Source organism: Marivivens sp. JLT3646 (assembly GCF_001908835.1).
Lineage (GTDB): Bacteria > Pseudomonadota > Alphaproteobacteria > Rhodobacterales > Rhodobacteraceae > Marivivens > Marivivens geojensis.
The window spans coordinates 1232013-1249229 of sequence record NZ_CP018572.1 but is presented as its reverse complement, the minus strand read 5'-3'; the positions used below and the strand labels follow the sequence as shown (position 1 = coordinate 1249229).

General features: G+C 57.6%; 16 protein-coding genes and 1 tRNA gene. 7 read left to right on the top strand and 10 right to left on the bottom strand.

The window, feature by feature from the left end; translation table 11 throughout:
- Positions 1-124: 124 nt before the first annotated feature.
- Genes BSK21_RS06225 through BSK21_RS06210 form a run of 4 tightly spaced genes read right to left on the bottom strand, consistent with a single transcriptional unit; the run spans position 125 to position 3169 of the window.
- On the bottom strand, positions 125-790 hold the full coding sequence (locus BSK21_RS06225; RefSeq protein ID WP_067547827.1) for an alpha/beta hydrolase: 666 nt from the start codon (positions 788-790) through the stop codon (positions 125-127).
- The gene (locus BSK21_RS06220) at positions 787-1416 is read right to left on the bottom strand and encodes a DNA-3-methyladenine glycosylase (RefSeq protein WP_067547824.1); all 630 of its coding nucleotides are present in this window, start codon (positions 1414-1416) and stop codon (positions 787-789) included. Before BSK21_RS06220 ends, BSK21_RS06225 begins: the two co-directional genes overlap by 4 nt.
- Entirely contained in the window at positions 1413-2123 is a 711-nt protein-coding gene (locus tag BSK21_RS06215; protein ID WP_074038982.1) for a cobalt-precorrin-6A reductase, read from the bottom strand. The genes BSK21_RS06220 and BSK21_RS06215 overlap by 4 nt, the downstream gene beginning before the upstream one ends.
- Positions 2120-3169 (bottom strand): cobalt-precorrin-5B (C(1))-methyltransferase, encoded by a 1050-nt coding sequence (locus tag BSK21_RS06210; RefSeq protein ID WP_067547819.1) that lies wholly within the window; start codon positions 3167-3169, stop codon positions 2120-2122. The genes BSK21_RS06215 and BSK21_RS06210 overlap by 4 nt, the downstream gene beginning before the upstream one ends.
- Positions 3170-3265: 96 nt before the next feature.
- Here BSK21_RS06210 and cobA point away from each other — a divergent pair, with 96 nt between their 5' ends.
- The 3 genes from cobA to BSK21_RS06195 are packed head-to-tail and all read left to right on the top strand — an operon-like array spanning position 3266 to position 6664.
- Positions 3266-4117 (top strand): uroporphyrinogen-III C-methyltransferase, encoded by an 852-nt coding sequence (gene cobA / locus BSK21_RS06205; protein ID WP_067547817.1) that lies wholly within the window; start codon positions 3266-3268, stop codon positions 4115-4117.
- Positions 4114-5376 carry a cobyrinate a,c-diamide synthase gene (locus tag BSK21_RS06200; RefSeq protein ID WP_067547814.1) on the top strand — a complete coding sequence of 421 codons (1263 nt, stop codon included), beginning with the start codon at positions 4114-4116 and terminating at the stop codon, positions 5374-5376. The genes cobA and BSK21_RS06200 overlap by 4 nt, the downstream gene beginning before the upstream one ends.
- Before the next feature lie 37 nt (positions 5377-5413).
- Positions 5414-6664, top strand: a complete 1251-nt coding sequence (locus BSK21_RS06195; RefSeq protein ID WP_067547811.1) for an MFS transporter — start codon at positions 5414-5416, stop codon at positions 6662-6664.
- On the opposite strand, the gene BSK21_RS06190 is transcribed toward BSK21_RS06195, so the two are convergent.
- The 4 genes from BSK21_RS06190 to BSK21_RS06175 form a co-directional block, all read right to left on the bottom strand.
- Positions 6665-7432 carry a squalene/phytoene synthase family protein gene (locus BSK21_RS06190; protein ID WP_067547808.1) on the bottom strand — a complete coding sequence of 256 codons (768 nt, stop codon included), beginning with the start codon at positions 7430-7432 and terminating at the stop codon, positions 6665-6667.
- Complete coding sequence (cimA, locus tag BSK21_RS06185; protein WP_067547805.1) at positions 7429-9057, bottom strand: citramalate synthase; 1629 nt, start codon at positions 9055-9057, stop codon at positions 7429-7431. Before cimA ends, BSK21_RS06190 begins: the two co-directional genes overlap by 4 nt.
- On the bottom strand, positions 9057-10418 hold the full coding sequence (gene cysS, locus BSK21_RS06180) for a cysteine--tRNA ligase (RefSeq protein WP_067547802.1): 1362 nt from the start codon (positions 10416-10418) through the stop codon (positions 9057-9059). The genes cimA and cysS overlap by 1 nt, the downstream gene beginning before the upstream one ends.
- Positions 10419-10590: 172 nt before the next feature.
- Complete coding sequence (locus BSK21_RS06175) at positions 10591-11688, bottom strand: anhydro-N-acetylmuramic acid kinase (protein ID WP_067547799.1); 1098 nt, start codon at positions 11686-11688, stop codon at positions 10591-10593.
- A 63-nt stretch (positions 11689-11751) separates the two neighbouring features.
- Here BSK21_RS06175 and tyrS point away from each other — a divergent pair, with 63 nt between their 5' ends.
- The 4 genes from tyrS (at position 11752) to BSK21_RS06155 (ending at position 15856) form a co-directional block, all read left to right on the top strand.
- Positions 11752-13005 (top strand): tyrosine--tRNA ligase, encoded by a 1254-nt coding sequence (gene tyrS / locus BSK21_RS06170; RefSeq protein ID WP_067547795.1) that lies wholly within the window; start codon positions 11752-11754, stop codon positions 13003-13005.
- A gap of 130 nt (positions 13006-13135) precedes the next feature.
- Positions 13136-14026, top strand: a complete 891-nt coding sequence (locus BSK21_RS06165) for a DMT family transporter (RefSeq protein WP_067547793.1) — start codon at positions 13136-13138, stop codon at positions 14024-14026.
- Positions 14027-14077: 51 nt separating this feature from the next.
- The gene (gene eno, locus BSK21_RS06160) at positions 14078-15352 is read left to right on the top strand and encodes a phosphopyruvate hydratase (protein ID WP_067547789.1); all 1275 of its coding nucleotides are present in this window, start codon (positions 14078-14080) and stop codon (positions 15350-15352) included.
- Positions 15353-15436: 84 nt separating this feature from the next.
- Positions 15437-15856: a cupin domain-containing protein gene (locus BSK21_RS06155; RefSeq protein WP_067547786.1), complete on the top strand. Its 420-nt coding sequence runs from the start codon at positions 15437-15439 to the stop codon at positions 15854-15856.
- A gap of 1 nt (position 15857) precedes the next feature.
- On the opposite strand, the gene BSK21_RS06150 is transcribed toward BSK21_RS06155, so the two are convergent.
- A tRNA-Arg gene (locus BSK21_RS06150) sits at positions 15858-15934 on the bottom strand.
- A 62-nt stretch (positions 15935-15996) separates the two neighbouring features.
- Positions 15997-17217: a cysteine desulfurase gene (locus BSK21_RS06145; RefSeq protein ID WP_067547782.1), complete on the bottom strand. Its 1221-nt coding sequence runs from the start codon at positions 17215-17217 to the stop codon at positions 15997-15999.

The window sequence follows — 17217 nt, the reverse complement described above, 5'->3', positions numbered from 1 at the left end:
CATTGACTATATATCGTAGACCAAACGGATCAAGCCTCACGATATCGTCAACGCGTGCCCGCAGATAACCGCAGCGATGTAACAACCGAGTGACGCGACAATAGGCAAATTGCGCTGACTTTGGTCAGTAACCCAACCGCTCACGCATGAACGCGAGGGCGACCGAAAGACCATCAGGCGCAATGCCGTGACCCGTGCCCTTCATGATGTGCGCATAAACCTCTTTCCAACCAGCCCCTTGGAGCGCCTCTGCGGCCTCAGGCAAGGATTGGACAGGAACGACATCGTCCTGATCCCCATGCACCAGCAAAACAGCAGGACGGCACGTCAGTTCGTCGGCGAGCAACTCTGGCTCGAGCAGACGACCAGAAAACGCACAGATCCCCGCAACAGCATCTTCACGGCGGGGTGCGACGTGCAGAGACATCATCGTGCCTTGGGAAAAGCCAAAGATCATAACCTGTTCGGGCAGAAGATCATAATCGACCATCACACCGTCCAAAAATGCGTTCAGATCGTCAGAGGCACGATCAAGACCCTGACGCGATTCCTCTTCGCTCGACCCATCAATCCACGGGATAGGGAACCACTGGAACCCCATCGGGGCACCTGCGCAAGCCTCGGGCGCATCGGGGGCAATGAACATCGTGTCCGGCAGGTGTTCGCCCAGCACATCCGCCAGCCCCAAAAGGTCGGCCCCATTGGCACCGTAGCCATGCAAGAACACAACAGCGGATCGCAGATCGCCTGATACCGGTTCGCGCCGGTCCGCCTGAAGAGCACGTGTCATAGGATACCTTCCCTGTCTTTCGCTACCTTGTAGTAGGCCCACAAGAGCCGCGCCGCAACCGCACGCCATGGGCTCCAGTCTTCGGCCATTTTCCGCAATGCCCGCTCTGTCGGTCGGGCGTCGAGGTTGAACAACATCCGCGCGGCCTCCTGTAGAGCCAGATCACCGGGGGCGAATACGTCAGCCCGACCCAGTGCGAACATCGCGTAAATCTCAGCCGTCCAAACGCCGATTCCGTTGACAGCTGTCAACTCCTTAATGATTTCTAAATCAGAGAGTTGTCGTAAATTGTTAAAGTCAATTCCAGCCCCCGCAAGTGCTTTTGCATAGCGCACCTTTTGGCGGCTCATGCCCAAAGCGCGGAGGTCATCTTCGCTGGCGTTCAAGACATTCTCAGGGTCGGTCATGCCTGCCGCCTCAACCCGTGACCAGATCGCACTGGCGGCGGCGACGCTTACCTGTTGGCTGACAATCGCGGACAAAAGCCGATCAAACCCGTCTTTGGTACGGCGCAGTGGCAATGGCCCTGTCAGGTCATAGGCGGCTTTGAATTCGGGATGTGCGGCTGACAACCACGCGATCCCTTCGAGGATGCAATCATCGGTTTCGATGATCCGCCCGATCATAGATCCATAACCCAATCCAAAACATCCTGAACCCGTTCACGCCGCAGCGCATCGGGCATTGGCGGACGCTGAACCATGACAACAGGTATCCCCAATTGCCGCGCCGCGAGTAGTTTGCCTTCGGTCATCCCACCCGCGTTTTTGGCAATCACGATGTCGATCTCATGCTGTTTCAGCAGGTCCACTTCATCCGCCTCGGGGAATGGCGGACGGCCCGTGATATAGGTCACGCCGTCCTCAGCAGGCTGAGGGTCAACAGTGCGGATCACGAGGTGGCAATTCGGCAAGTTCAAGTCTGTCGCGCCCTTACGACCAACGGCTGCAAAAACACGAGTGCCATCGGGGACGACAGCAGAGACGCTCGCCATATCGGGAACCATAATCCATTTGTCCTCCGGCTCCGGCTCCCACTCGGCTCGGATCAGTTGGATATAGGGCAAACCGCGCTGGGCGCAGACACGCGCCGTCCGTTCGGTGATCGCAGTCGCAAAGGGATGCGTGGCGTCGATGACCGCTTTGATACCGTCCTCGTCCAAATACTGGGTAAAACCATCCTCGCCGCCGAACCCACCGATGCGGGTTGGGATCGGATAGGCCGTGGGGGATGCGGTTTCACCCGCGAGAGAGGCAACAGCCTCAATCCCATAATCATGGAGCAGCCACGCCATTTTGCGGGCCTCTGTCGTTCCAGCCAATAAAAGGATCACACGCCTGTCCTCGCCAATATCGTGCCTGCGCGGTCAATGACCACGATGTCGATGTCGATACCCGCATCGCGCACCACCGACAACGCCTGTTCACGTGCTTTGACGGCAATAAGATCGGCCAGAGGCGCACCGCAAATTTCATAGGCTTCAAGAACCGTATTGGCACCGCGCAGCCTGTCATCCCCCATCCAATCTGCAAGGATCGCGAAATCAACCTGCGACCGCCCCGAATGGAGGTCCATTGCACCCTGCGCCAGCTTTGCCAGCTTACCGATGCCACCACCTATCGTCAGGCGAGGCACAGGATGTTGGCGCAGATATTTCAACAGACCACCCGCGAAATCCCCCATATCGAGCATCGCGTGATCGGGCAGATCATAGAGGCCTTGCACGATCCGTTCAGAGGTCGCACCGGTGCAGCCCGCAACATGGGTCGTGTTCCCTGCCCGCGCCACATCCACGCCACGGTGGATCGACGCAATCCACGCCGCACAAGAGAACGGACGCACCACGCCGGTCGTGCCAAGGATCGACAGCCCGCCTTTAATCCCCAAACGCGGATTCCAAGTTTTCTGAGCGAGCTCTGCCCCGTTGGGCACGGTAATCGTGATCGCAATATCAGGGGATTGGCCAAACTCGCTTGCCAGTTCCCCGACAACCTCATCCATCAAAGCACGCGGCACCGGGTTGATCGCAGGTTCCCCAACTGGGATTGGTAATCCCGCTTTGGTCACCATGCCGACACCGACGCCCGCATGGAATGTCACGCCCCCCGTTGATCGTTCGACCCGCACGCGGATCAAGGCACCATGGGTCACGTCAGGGTCGTCGCCCGCATCTTTGATGATTCCAGCTTCGGCATAGCCATCGCCCGTATCCATATAGGCCAATTCGAACGCAGGCGTTTCGCCCTTGGGCAAAGTGATCGAAACCGTTTCAGGCCAAGCTCCACCCCACAAACGCAGCAACGCCGCCTTGGTGGCGGCGGTGGCACAAGCACCCGTGGTCCAGCCACGGCGCAAAGGAGTGTCAGGTTTACGCGTCATGCAGCGACTATAGAACGGCTTATCCGTGCCGCCAATCCAGCAAACTGCGTCGTTTGTCGGCTTTATTCACCCTGACTTACGGGGCATAACGACCCCATGATCGACTCGCTTCCCTTTTCCGGCCAAACATGGCCCGCTTTGAAACCCGGTTGGGTATGGCTCTGTGGTGCTGGCCCTGGTGATCCAGGGCTGCTGACTTTGCACGCTGTTAACGGACTGCAGCAAGCGGATGTGGTGATCTATGACGCGCTTGTGGATGAGGCGATCCTCGCCCTCGCCCCGAATGCGGAACATATTTACGCGGGCAAGCGCGGCGGCAAACCGTCGGCAAAGCAGCGCGATATCTCGCTCCAACTCGTCGACATGGCGAAAGAGGGCAAAAAGGTTTTGCGGCTCAAGGGCGGCGATCCGTTTGTCTTTGGCCGTGGTGGCGAAGAAGCGCAAACCCTGATTCAGCATGGCGTTCCTGTGCGCATTATCCCCGGAATTTCGGCAGGTATCGGCGGCTTAGCCTACGCGGGCATTCCTGTCACCCACCGCGACGTGAACCAATCGGTGACCTTTGTCACGGGGCACGACCAGTCGGGTGAAACACCGCAATCGCTCGATTGGGCGGCGATCAGTAAGGGCTCGCAAGTCCTCGTGATCTACATGGGAATGAAACACATCGCCCAGATCGCAGGTAGCCTGATTGATGCGGGGCGTCCGCTGTCGGAACCTGTGGCTGTGGTGACCAATGCGACGACACCAAACCAGCAGGTTTTGGAATCGACCTTGGGCACGCTAGAGGCCGACATCGCGGCCGCTGGGCTGGAACCGCCTGCGATCATTTGCGTAGGTCGATCGGTTCTGATGCGTCAGGTTCTGGATTGGCAGAGCCTTGCGGCGGGCATTGAACCGCGCAACCTTGACCCGCTTGGGCGTGGTCGTCCGGCAGAGAGCGCATGACAGGGATCGTCATTGCTGCACCCTCTTCGGGATCGGGCAAGACGACGATCACCTTGGGCCTTTTGCGCGCCTTGGCCCAAGACGGACTGAACGTGCGCGGTGCGAAATCTGGCCCTGATTATATTGATCCGCGCTTTCATGCGGTTGCCAGCGGTCAACCCTGTGTGAATTTGGACGCTTGGGCGATGACGCCTGATCGTATTCGGTCGCTTGCAGCTGGTGATGGTCCGCTTATCGTCGAAGGTGCGATGGGCCTCTTTGACGGAGCACCGCCCGATGACCGTGGGTCGAGCGCGGATTTGGCCCGTGCGCTGGGCCTCTCGGTCGTTTTGGTGGTCGATGCGGCGCGGATGGCAGGATCAATTGCGCCACTTGTCGCTGGCTTTGCAGGCTTTGCATCGGACGTGACCATTGCGGGCGTGATCCTGAACAAAGTCGGGTCGCCTCGGCACGAAGGCATTTTACGCCGCGCACTAGCTGCGACAAACATCCCCGTTTTGGGTGCCGTTCCGCGCGATGCGCAGATTGTTCAGCCGTCCCGTCACCTCGGCCTCGTGCAGGCGGACGAGCGCGAAGATTTGGATGCGTTTCTGGATAGCGCCGCCGCTCTTGTCCGTCGCCATGTGGACATTGACGGGCTGCGGCAGATGATGCGTCCAGTGGCGACAGGCAATCACGCGGGCCTCACATCGCCCGCGCAGCGTATTGCATTGGCCCAAGACCGCGCCTTTGCCTTTTCCTATCCGCATATGATTTCAGATTGGCGGCGCAATGGGGCCGAAGTCATTCCGTTCTCACCGCTCAATGGTGATCCGATCCCAGAGTCCGATTTGGTTTATCTGCCCGGCGGTTATCCAGAGCTTTATGCAGGTCAGATTGTCGGATCGGGATTTATACAGAATCTGCAGAACGCCGCATTAACCACTGATATTTATGGAGAATGCGGCGGTTATATGGTCATGGGTGATGGTCTAATAGAGGCCGATGGCACACGGCACGAAATGGCTGGGCTGTTGCGCTTGGAAACCTCGTTTGAACAGCGAAAGCTGCATCTGGGATATCGGACGGTAACAGGCACGCATGGTCCGTTCGCAGGTCATTGGGCCGCGCATGAGTTCCATTATGCGGCCACGATTAAGGCCGAAGGTGACGCGTTATTCACCGCCCTAGATGCCGAAGGCAACGATCTACCCGCGATGGGACTGCGGCTCGGTCGCGCCTATGGGTCATTCGCACATGTGATTGACGCCATGTGTTAAGGCGGTCACAAAGGCGGCAACGAAATTAGGACTTCCCATGGATACGATCTATACCGACGACCGCCGCGCGAAACGCAACGTAGCAGTGCTGGTAGTGGCCCAAGCGATTTTGGGCGCTCAGATGCCTATGATCTTTGCGATTGGCGGTCTTGCGGGCAAACAACTGGCGTCGAACCCTTGCTGGGCGACCTTGCCGATTTCGATGATCGTATTCGGGTCGATGACCACTGCGCCGTGGCTGTCGCCGCTGATGCAGCGCAATGGGCGTCAGTTTGGTTTCATGCTCGGTGCCTTTGCGGGGATGCTGGGCGCGATGATTTCGGCAGCGGGCCTGTTTTTCGCGAACTTCCCGCTGTTCCTCGTCGGGTCGTATATTACGGGTATCTATATGTCAGCGCAGGGCTTCTACCGCTTTGCCGCGACTGACACTGCGACCGACACGTTCAAGCCCAAGGCGATTTCCTACGTAATGGCGGGCGGTCTGATCTCGGCAATCGTAGGACCACAATTGAACAAAGTGGTCGGTGACATCAATCCGGTCATTCCGTTCCTTGGCAGCTACCTCGCGATCGTGGCAATCAACCTGTTTGGTTTGTTCCTTTTCCTCGCGCTCGATCTACCGAAGGGCAGCAAATCAGCGCCGAAAGTTCTGGATGCGCCGATTGCACGGACACGTAAAGCGCTGCTGGCACATCCGCCGATCATCGTGGCAATCATCGTCGGTATGGTCAGCTACGCGCTGATGAACCTCGTGATGACCTCGACCCCACTGGCGGTTGTCGGCTGCGGCTACGGTGTTGATAGTTCGAACGATATCGTCACCGCGCACGTTCTGGCGATGTTCGTCCCCTCGTTCTTTACCGGTCACCTAATCGCGCGCTTTGGCGTGAAGACGATCATGGCGACGGGCCTTGTGATCCTCGCCTTTGCGGGGCTCGCGGCGCTGGCTGGCGTCCAGCTCGCGGATGAGGCAGCGTCACCGTCGCTTTTGAGCTTCTACGTAGGTTTGATCCTACTGGGTGTCGGCTGGAACTTTGGCTTTATCGGCGCGACCACGATGTTGGCGCAGGCGCACGAACCACATGAACGCGGTGTCATTCAGGGCCTGAACGACCTCTTGGTCTTTGGCGGTGTGACGGTCGCATCTCTAGCGTCGGGCGGTCTGATGAACTGTTCGGGCGGATCGCCGATTGATGGCTGGACGGCTGTCAACGTGGCGATGGTGCCGTTCCTCGCGCTCGCGGGTGGTTCGCTGATCTGGTTGGCGCTGCGTCCAAGAGACCTCTGATCACCAACGGCCCATCAGCTGTTTCAGCATGAGCGATCCCTTACGACGGAACTCTGACGTGGTCAGACGTCCGTCGGGCACGGATTGTGGGTCAGCAATAGCGGCTGAGAGGATCGCTTTGGCCCGCCATCCAGCACGCAAGGCCGGAACTGCGGGGCCAAAGTCGGTGCTGTGATGTTTCACAAGCATCCGAAGGCCGTAATCGGCGAGGTTCTTTACCTCTGCGAGTGTCTCATGTGCCAAAGGTTTGCGCCCTGCGGCTTTGATCGCCGGAACGGCCAAGAGCCAGTTGGCGATACCCGAAGCGATAGCGGCCTCACGAATGGCTTCTTCTTTGTCCGCATCAGAACCGAGAGCCAAAGCGGCCAACACGGTCAGGCTCCCTGCGCCACGGTCGATATGGGCGATCACGGCTTCTTCGTTTTCGAAGAGGTCGCCGTTGATGTCCCAATACCGCGCGTTGATCATGGTCGAAATCACAGAGGGCGGCAGAGCGGAAGATTTGACGACCTCTGCAAAAGGACCCGCCACCTCATGCGCACGGGGCGGTTTGCCCTCAACCACTTCGGTCACGATGTCCTGCCACCATTGCAACCGCATCTGCGCAATCATCGGTTCCCGCGTCACCCAAGGGGCCTTAGCCACCTCAAGGTTAAAGGCATAGAGCGGAAAGAGCTTCGCCCGCGCCTCTGGTGGGGCAGCCATGGTCGCGAGAAAACGATCAGAGTCGCCCTGACGAACCAGTTCAGCGCAGGCGTTCAGGGTCATACGGGTTCGGCTCCGTCTTGGACGAGTTTCCAGTTCACAGCGTCGAGAAGCGCATCAAAGGACGCGTCGATTATGTTCGCGGAAACGCCAACGGTGGACCAACGGCGGCCTGTGCTGTCTTCGCTGTCGATGATCACGCGGGTTACGGCCTCGGTGCCGCCATTTGTGATACGGACCTTAAAGTCGACCAGCTCCATATCCTCGATCAAGGACTGATACGGACCAAGGTCTTTGGCCAGCGCCATCGACAACGCGTTCACAGGGCCCGCATCATTCAACTGATCTGCATGTTCGTTCTCATAGAAGGACGTCACACGCTGTGTGCCGATCCAGACGGACACAACGGCCTCTGAGACGCTGATCACTTCGCCCTTCGCGTTGCGGCGGCGTTCAGTGATCACGCGGTAGCGGTCCACATCAAAGAACGGGCGCGGTTGGAACAACATTTCGCGGGCCAGCAATTCGAACGACGCCTGAGCGGTGTCGTAGGAATAGCCACGGGACTCGCGCTCTTTGATCTCTTCGAGGAGACGCGGCAGAGCGGGATCTTTGTCGTCCACCTCAAACCCAGCCTCGGCCAGACGGCGACGGAGGTTCGACTGGCCCGCTTGGTTCGACATCGGGATGATGCGGCTGTTGCCGACCAGAGCGGGATCAATGTGTTCGTAGGTCGACGGATCCTTGAGGATCGCGCTCGCATGGAGGCCCGCCTTATGCGCAAAGGCAGACGCGCCCACATAGGGCGCCTGTTTCGCAGGCACGCGGTTCAGGATATCGTCGAGAAGGCGCGAGAGTTTGCGCATCCCCGCAAGCGCCTCTGTCGAGATGCCCGTGTCGAGCGTCGATTTATAAGGCTCTTTGAGCAAGAGCGTCGGGATGATCGTCGTCAGGTTCGCGTTGCCACAGCGTTCACCAAGACCGTTCAGCGTGCCCTGAATTTGACGCGCCCCTGCATCTACAGCGGCGAGGGAGTTCGCGACAGCGTGGCCCGTGTCGTCATGGCAATGGATACCGATGTGGGACCCCGGGATGCCAGCCGCGATCACTTTGCCAACGATTTCCTTGACCTCGGACGGCAGCGTGCCGCCGTTGGTGTCGCAGAGAACAATCCAACGTGCACCAGCGTCATAAGCGGCCTTTGCCACTTCGAGAGCATAGTCAGGGTTCGATTTGTAGCCGTCAAAGAAGTGCTCCGCATCGAACAGCGCCTCACGGCCAGACGCCACGATATGCGCGATAGAGGCGCGGACGTTTTCGGTGTTTTCCTCGAACGTGATACCAAGCGCGGTCGTCACATGGAAATCATGCGTCTTACCGACAAGGCACACCGCAGGCGTATTCGCGTTCATCACCGCCGCCAGAACGTCGTCGTTCTCTGCCGAGCGCCCTGCCCGTTTGGTCATCCCAAAGGCGGTCATTGTTGCGTTGTTCAGATCAGGCACAGCATCAAAGAAATCACTGTCGGTCGGGTTCGCCCCCGGCCAGCCGCCTTCGATGTAATCGATGCCGAGCTTATCCAGAGCGGTCGCAATCTTTTGCTTTTCACCCGTTGAGAACTGCACGCCTTGGGTCTGTTGACCGTCGCGTAAGGTGGTGTCGAAAAGGTAAAGACGTTCTTTGGTCATTATAGACCCTCCAGTTTCGCGGCATCGAACCCTGCAGCAGGCAGAAGTTCAACACCCGCTTTGGACATGCGGACCTCAACGCCCGCCTCCATAAGTCCCTTTTTCATCGCATCAACGGCGCTGAAATCTTTGGTTTCCATAGCTGCGGTGCGCAAAGCGGCGAGTTTGTCGGCAAGTGCGGACAGATCGACATCATCAACCTTTGCCCAATCGCTGAGGGCATCGGTGAGGAAGCCCATGAACTCTGCCGAAGCTTTGAAGACCGCAACGTCGCCTTTTGCCAGAACATAGAGGCGCGCGATGGCACCAGCTGTGTTCAGGTCATCGGCCAGCGTGTCGATCAACTCTTGATCCACGGCACCGGCCTCAACCCCAGCGACCAGCCCGCGCCAATTGCGCAGTGTCGTCTCAGCCTCGGACCGTTTCTTATCGGTCCAGTCCATCGGTTTACCGTAATGAGTGCCGAGCATAACGAGACGAACGACTTCGCCCGGAATGCCCTGATCCAAGAGGTCACGGACGGTAAAGAAGTTGCCCAAAGATTTGGACATCTTCTTGCCCTCGACCTGAAGCATTTCGTTGTGCAGCCAGACATTCGCAAAGCCACCTTCGGGGTGGGCGCAGCAGCTCTGGGCGATTTCGTTTTCGTGGTGGGGAAACTGGAGGTCGTTACCGCCGCCGTGGATATCAAACGAAGCGCCCAAGAGTTCGTAGGACATGGCGGAACATTCGATGTGCCAACCAGGGCGACCATAACCCCACGGGCTGTCCCAGCCTGGGGTTTGAGCGTCTGAGGGTTTCCAGAGGACGAAATCCATCGGATCCTCTTTGAACGGTGCGACCTCGACGCGTGCGCCTGCGATCATGTCGTCAACCGAACGACCCGACAGTGCGCCATAGTTTTCGTAGGAGCGCACGCGGAACAGCACGTGGCCTTCTTTTTCGTAGGCGTGGCCTTTGGCAATCAGGTCTTCGATCATCGACACCATCGCGCCGATCCATTCGGTCGCGCGGGGTTCGTGGTTCGGACGCAACGCGCCGAGGGCATCCATATCGTCATGATACCATTCGATGGTTTCATCGGTGATGTCACGGATAGACCGATTATCGCGAGCGGCACGGGCGTTGATTTTGTCATCAACGTCAGTGAAGTTCCGCACGTAAGTCACCGCGTCAGAACCATAAACATGGCGGAGCAAGCGGTAGAGAATATCAAACACCAGAACTGGACGCGCGTTCCCGAGGTGGGCGCGGTCATAGACGGTCGGGCCGCAGACATACATACGCACGTTCTGTGGGTCGATCGGTTCAAAGACCTCTTTTTTGCGGGTCTTCGAGTTATGGAGTTTGATCGTGGTCATACGGCCTCTCACACAGGGTTTTCGCCTGCGGGCTTAGCAACTTACTGATCCGAATGAAACGTGAAAGAGCGGCCCGCGTGACGTTTGTCAGCAGGTAATAATGCAGTTGATAATGATTAGGTTGCTCTTCATGCGGCTATCGTTAGCACCGGATTGGGGGACTGTCTATAGATCAGCGAAGCGGATGACTGACAGTGCCGCCCCCAACGGCCGCACCAACGCCTGTCGTCGCAGGACAAGAGGTCGGTAAACCACGGGCTACGCGGACGGCGAGAAAGGCAAAGGCTTGAGCCTCTAACATGTCACCGTCGAGGCCAGCATCCTCAACCGGCGCAACCTCGCAATCAAGGCCAGCGGCGAGCATCGCCATCAGTGTTGCATTGTGTCGCCCGCCCCCCGTGACCAGCAGTTTTTCAGGCATTGACGGACAATGTTCCATCCCCCTGACAACGGCCATCGCCGCGCAGGCGGTTAAGGTAGCTGCGGCGTCGGCGTCGGAGAGGGAATTAACCTCAGTCGCCAAGGCCGCGAAATCATCGCGGTCGAGTGATTTGGGTGGGATTTTGTAAAAATAGCGGTGGTCGAGGAAACGGTTCAGGATGTCCTCATCCACGTTGCCTTTGGCGGCGAGGTCACCGTTTTCATCGCGATCCACGCCCAAACGTTTCACCATCAGATCGTTAATTGGTGCGTTGGCTGGCCCAGTGTCAAAGGCGATCAACGCGCCTGCGCCTTCTGGCTTTGCCTTTGTCGGATCAACCCACGTGATGTTGCCCACGCCGCCGAGGTTCAGGAACGCGACGGGCGCGGTGGCGCCGATGAATTTCGCAAGGGCGAAGTGATAGAACGGCGCGAGTGGCGCACCCTGCCCGCCCAGCTTCACATCGTTGCTGCGGAAGTCCCAAACGACGGGCCGCTCTAGCACTTCGGCCAGCAATGCACCGTCTCCGATTTGGAGCGTGCCACGGTTCGCGGGATCATGGGCTACGGTCTGGCCGTGGAACCCCACGAGGTCCACATCCTCGAAACCCGACAAGATTTGCGCATGGGCGGTTTCGATGACTTCGGCAGCTGCCTCAACCTCTGCGCCATCCCATTTCCCCAAGGCCGCGCGGAGCACCGCTGATTCCTCTTTGGAATAAGGACGGAAATCGGCGGGACCGAATTCGGTGATCGTCACGCCATCTGTCACCAAAACAGCTGCATCCACACCGTCTAACGATGTCCCAGACATCGCACCTAGCGCCCGAATTGCCCCAGACTTCAACATACGCTTTCCCTCACCCGTTGAGCCGCTTATAGAGTGCCGCGAACGAAAACCAAGGACAAGACGATGACCTACCATCCCAAATCCGATTTCATGGCTGTCATGATGCAACGCGGCTTCCTTTCGGACTGCACGGATTATCAAGGCCTTGATGAGGCACTGAGCAAGGGCGTGGTACCGGCCTATATCGGCTTTGACGCCACGGCGAAGTCGTTGCACGTCGGATCGCTGATCCAGATCATGATGCTGCGTTGGCTGCAAAAGACTGGCCACCAACCGATCACCCTCATGGGGGGCGGCACGACAAAGGTGGGCGACCCGTCGTTCCGTGCGGACGAACGCCCGCTGCTGACCGAAGACCAGATCAACGACAACATCGCGGGCATCAAAAAGGTGTTCGCGGCCTACATCGACTACGACACGGACGCGCCGAACAAAGCGCTGATGTTGAACAACGCAGAGTGGCTCGACGGTTTGAACTACCTCGAGTTTCTGCGCGACATCGGTCGACACTTCTCGGTCAACCGAATGCTGTCGTTTGAATCGGTGAAATCGCGTCTCGATCGTGAGCAGTCGCTGTCCTTCCTCGAATTCAACTACATGATCCTGCAGGCCTACGACTTCCTCGAACTGAACCGCCGTTATGGCTGTTTGTTGCAGATGGGGGGATCGGACCAATGGGGCAACATCGTCAACGGTATCGACCTGACGCGCCGCGTTGTGGACGAGCAGATCTTTGGCCTGACCTCGCCGCTTCTGACCACGTCGGACGGTAAAAAGATGGGCAAATCGCAGGACGGTGCGGTCTGGCTGAACGCCGACATGAAATCGCCCTACGAATTCTGGCAGTTCTGGCGCAATACGACCGATGCGGACACGGGACGTTTCCTGAAGCTCTACACTGAGCTACCGGTTGAGGAATGCGAACGCCTTGGTGCTCTCGAGGGATCCGAGATTAACGCGGCGAAGATCATCCTCGCCAACGAAGTCACGACCCTTCTGCATGGCGCAGAGGCTGCGGCTGCGGCTGAGGCAACCGCGCGCGAAGTATTCGAAAAAGGCGGCGTGGGTGATGATCTACCGACGCTGACGCTCGACGCGGGTGAAGTGGCTGACGGTATTTCGCTGGCGCAACTCGTTGTTCGTTCTGGCCTCGCCAAAACAGGCAAGGATGGTAAACGCCTGATCTCTGAAGGCGGTCTGCGCGTCAACGATGAGCCTTGTTCCGATGCTGGCCGTATGTTCAGCGCGGCTGATCTGGCAGAACCGCTCAAGCTCTCGGCTGGTAAGAAACGCCATGCGCTGGTGACGATCGGTTAATCGATCCGACGTACAAATATTTGGGGCGGTCCGGTGGGCCGCCCTTTTTCGTGGTTAAGTTGCGACACTCTATTCCGTTTGATCAAATTTCCAGCTAAGTCGATAGCGCGAACATATTTGGGGCTAGACCATGGAAAACATCCGCGGCGCGATATTGATGACCATCGCAATGGCAGGCTTTGCGCTTGAGGATATGTTTATCAAGCTGGCCAGCGAAAACGGTATGCCGACCGGTCAGGTTCTGATCATCCTCGGCGCACTCGGCACAATGGCGTATTGGGCCTTCATGTTGCCTAAGGGGATTCGCCTCCTCTCGCCGAAACTCATCGAAAAAGGCGTGGTGATCCGCAACATTGGCGAATTCATCGGCACAGGTGCTTACGTTCTAGCGTTCACAAGCGGCGCATTGGCGGCGACCTCGTCAGTTATGCAGGCCCTGCCCTTGTTTGTGACGATGGGGGCTGCGCTGTTCCTAGGGCAAAAGGTCGGCTGGCGGCGTTGGACCGCGATTGGCGTGGGCTTTTTCGGGGTTCTCCTCGTGATCCAGCCAGGAAGTTCGAACTACGATCCGCTGCTGATCCTCGCGTTTATCGGGGTTCTCGGTATGGCGATGCGAGATGTGACCACGAGGGCGCTCAAGGGGCACCTGCATTCGCTCCAGCTTGCCGCATGGGGATTTTTGACCATCGTGCCATTGGGTTGGGCAATCTTGCTCTATTCAGGCGAGAGCTTCGTCCGTCCGACGACCCTGCAATGGGTCTATATCGTTGCGGGCGTTCTGATCGGCACGGGAGCGTATTATCTGTTGATCATGGCCTCGCGGCTTGGCGACATGGCTGTGATTGCACCGTTCCGTTACACGCGGATTGTCTTTGCGCTGGCCGTTGGTCTGATCGTGTTTGACGAAGGTGACTCGATCAACGGCGTCATGCTCTTGGGTGTTCTTATTGTCATTACATCGGGGATTTATACGTTCTACCGCGAATCCCGCTCTCGTTCCGCTTCCCCTTCGTCACGTTGACGGGTATAGAGCGGACGAAAATAACGACATTTCAGCACAGGACCTGTCTTCATGAGCACAATCATCGACATCCACGCCCGCGAAATCCTTGATAGCCGCGGCAACCCGACTGTCGAAGTCGACGTCATCCTTGAAGATGGCACCATGGGCCGCGCTGCGGTTCCTTCCGGCGCATCGACCGGCGCACATGAAGCCGTAGAAAAGCGTGACGGCGACAAATCCCGTTATATGGGCAAAGGCGTTCTCGAGGCTGTTGCTGCAGTAAACGGCGAAATCGCTGAAACCCTCGTCGGCTACGACGTTCTGGAACAAGTTGAGATCGACGAAGCGATGATCGAACTCGACGGCACCCCGAACAAAGGTCGTCTGGGCGCAAACGCGATCCTCGGCGTATCGCTCGCTGTTGCAAAAGCTGCAGCAGAATACACAGGTCAGCCGCTGTTCCGCTACGTTGGCGGCACCTCTGCACGAGTTCTGCCCGTTCCGATGATGAACATCATCAACGGCGGTGAACACGCAGACAACCCAATCGACATCCAAGAATTCATGATCATGCCCGTTTCGGCAACGAACGTGAAAGAAGCGATCCGTATGGGGTCTGAGGTGTTCCATACCCTGAAAAAAGAGCTCTCTGCCGCTGGCTACAACACTGGTATCGGTGACGAAGGTGGTTTCGCTCCCGCACTGGAATCGACCCGTAAGGCTCTCGACTTCATCCTGACCGCAATTGAAAAAGCGGGCTACAAAGCTGGTGAAGACATCTACCTCGCTCTGGACTGCGCATCGACCGAATACTTCGTCGATGGCAAATACGAGATGAAGGGCGAAGGCAAATCGCTTACCTCGGAAGAGAACGCTGACTACCTCGCAGCTCTGTGTGCCGATTACCCGATCATCTCGATCGAAGACGGCATGGCAGAAGACGACTGGGCTGGCTGGAAACTGCTGACTGAAAAGCTCGGCGACAAGGTTCAGCTGGTTGGCGACGACCTCTTTGTGACCAACCCTGCCCGTCTGGCTGATGGTATTGCGCAGGGTGTCGCAAACTCCATGCTCGTTAAAGTGAACCAGATCGGTTCGCTGACAGAAACCCTCAAAGCTGTCGATATGGCGCACCGTGCACGTTACACGAACGTCATGTCGCACCGTTCGGGCGAAACCGAAGACGCAACCATCGCTGACCTCGCAGTTGCTACCAACTGCGGCCAGATCAAAACCGGTTCGCTGTCGCGCTCTGACCGTCTGGCAAAATACAACCAGCTGATCCGTATCGAGGAAATGCTGGGTGCGACCGCTCAATACGCAGGTCGTTCGATCCTGAAGTAATCAGGTCGAAATCTAATTGAGAAGCCCCGCCTCGTGCGGGGCTTTTTCGTTGAAGGCCGAGAGGTTGCATCATAGGCTAATAGCATGACAGCCGACGACATCATTGCGCACCTCGACCTGCAGCCCCATCCCGAGGGAGGGTATTATCGTCAAACGTGGATTGCGGATGGGGAAGGTCGCCCTGAGGGGACCTGCATCTATTTCCTACTCAAATCAGGCGAAAGCAGTCATTGGCACAAAGTCGACGCTGTTGAGATTTGGCACTACTATGCGGGTGCCCCGATTGTTCTATCGATGGCTGCAAACGATGATGGACCAGCCGTTGATCACATCCTAGGGCCGGATCTATTGGCAGGCGAAGCGCCGCAGATCATCGTGCCAAAACGCTATTGGCAAGCGGCTAAAACGACGGGCGATTGGACGCTTGTCGGCTGCACAGTTAGCCCAGCGTTCCAGTTCGAAGGCTTTACGCTCGCCCCGCCAAAGTTCGATATTCCAAGGTAAATGGCGCACCCGACAGGATTCGAACCTGTGGCCTCTGCCTTCGGAGGGCAGCGCTCTATCCAGCTGAGCTACGGGTGCCTAACGCGTTCTATAGCCGTGGCGATTTCTGGTCGCAATGCGAAATCGCCACTTGGCCAATCTTAACCGAAAAGTTCGTGACAGAACTCTAGCGCGTCCACGAGAACGTCGACTTCGGCTTTGGTGTTGTACATGCCAAAGGACGCGCGGCAGGTCGCACCAACGCCCATATGCTCCATCAAGGGCATAGCGCAATGGGTGCCCGCACGGACGGCAACGCCCTTTTTATCAAGCACGGTTGAGATGTCATGCGCGTGGGCCGCACCGTCCAAAGTGAACGAGAAAATCGCGGCCTTATCCGCAGGGTTGCCCTGAAGTTTCAGCCAATTCAGACCACGCAGGCGTTCGTTCGCATAATCGCGAAGGTCACGTTCGTGGGCCGCGATATGCTCCATCCCGATCTGCATCAGGTAGTCGAGAGCGACGCCCATTCCGATGGTTTGGACGATGCCCGGTGTGCCTGCCTCGAATTTCATTGGTGGATCATTGTAAGTAACTGCATCGCGCGACACTTCGCGGATCATGTCGCCACCACCCATAAAGGGCTGCATTTCTGCCTGACGTTCTTTGCGCACGTAGATCGCGCCAGATCCTGACGGGCCGTAGAGTTTGTGACCCGTGATCGGGTAGAAATCCGCGCCGATGTCTTGGACATCAACAGGCATGTGAACCGCGCCTTGGCTGCCATCAACAAGAACAGGAACACCTTTCTCTCTAGCAGCTTGGCAGATGGTTTTCACATCAACAACGGTTCCTAACACGTTGGAGCATTGAGTAATTGCGACCAGTTTTGTTTTGGGCGAAATGGCGTCGATTACGGCTTGAGGGTCAAGGTTGCCATCTGCATCAGGTTCGACCCATTTCAGAACGACACCCTGACGTTCACGCAAGAAATGCCATGGAACGATATTCGCATGGTGTTCGAGCAACGACAAAACAATCTCGTCCCCCGCCTGAAGGCGCGGCGCGGCCCAAGCGTAGGCCACCATATTGATGCCCTCGGTCGTGCCAGAATTGAGGATGATCTCGTCCTCATCAGCAGCGTTCAGGAACTTTGCCACAACGCCACGTACGCTTTCGTATTTGTCCGTCGCGAGGTTCGACAGGAAATGCAGCCCGCGGTGGACGTTTGCGTATTCCTCGGAATAGGCACGCGTGACGGCATCAATGACCACCTGCGGCTTTTGCGCAGAGGCACCGTTATCAAGGTAGACCAGCGGCTTATTGTTGACCGTGCGCGATAGGATCGGGAAATCCTTGCGGATGGCATTTACGTCATACAT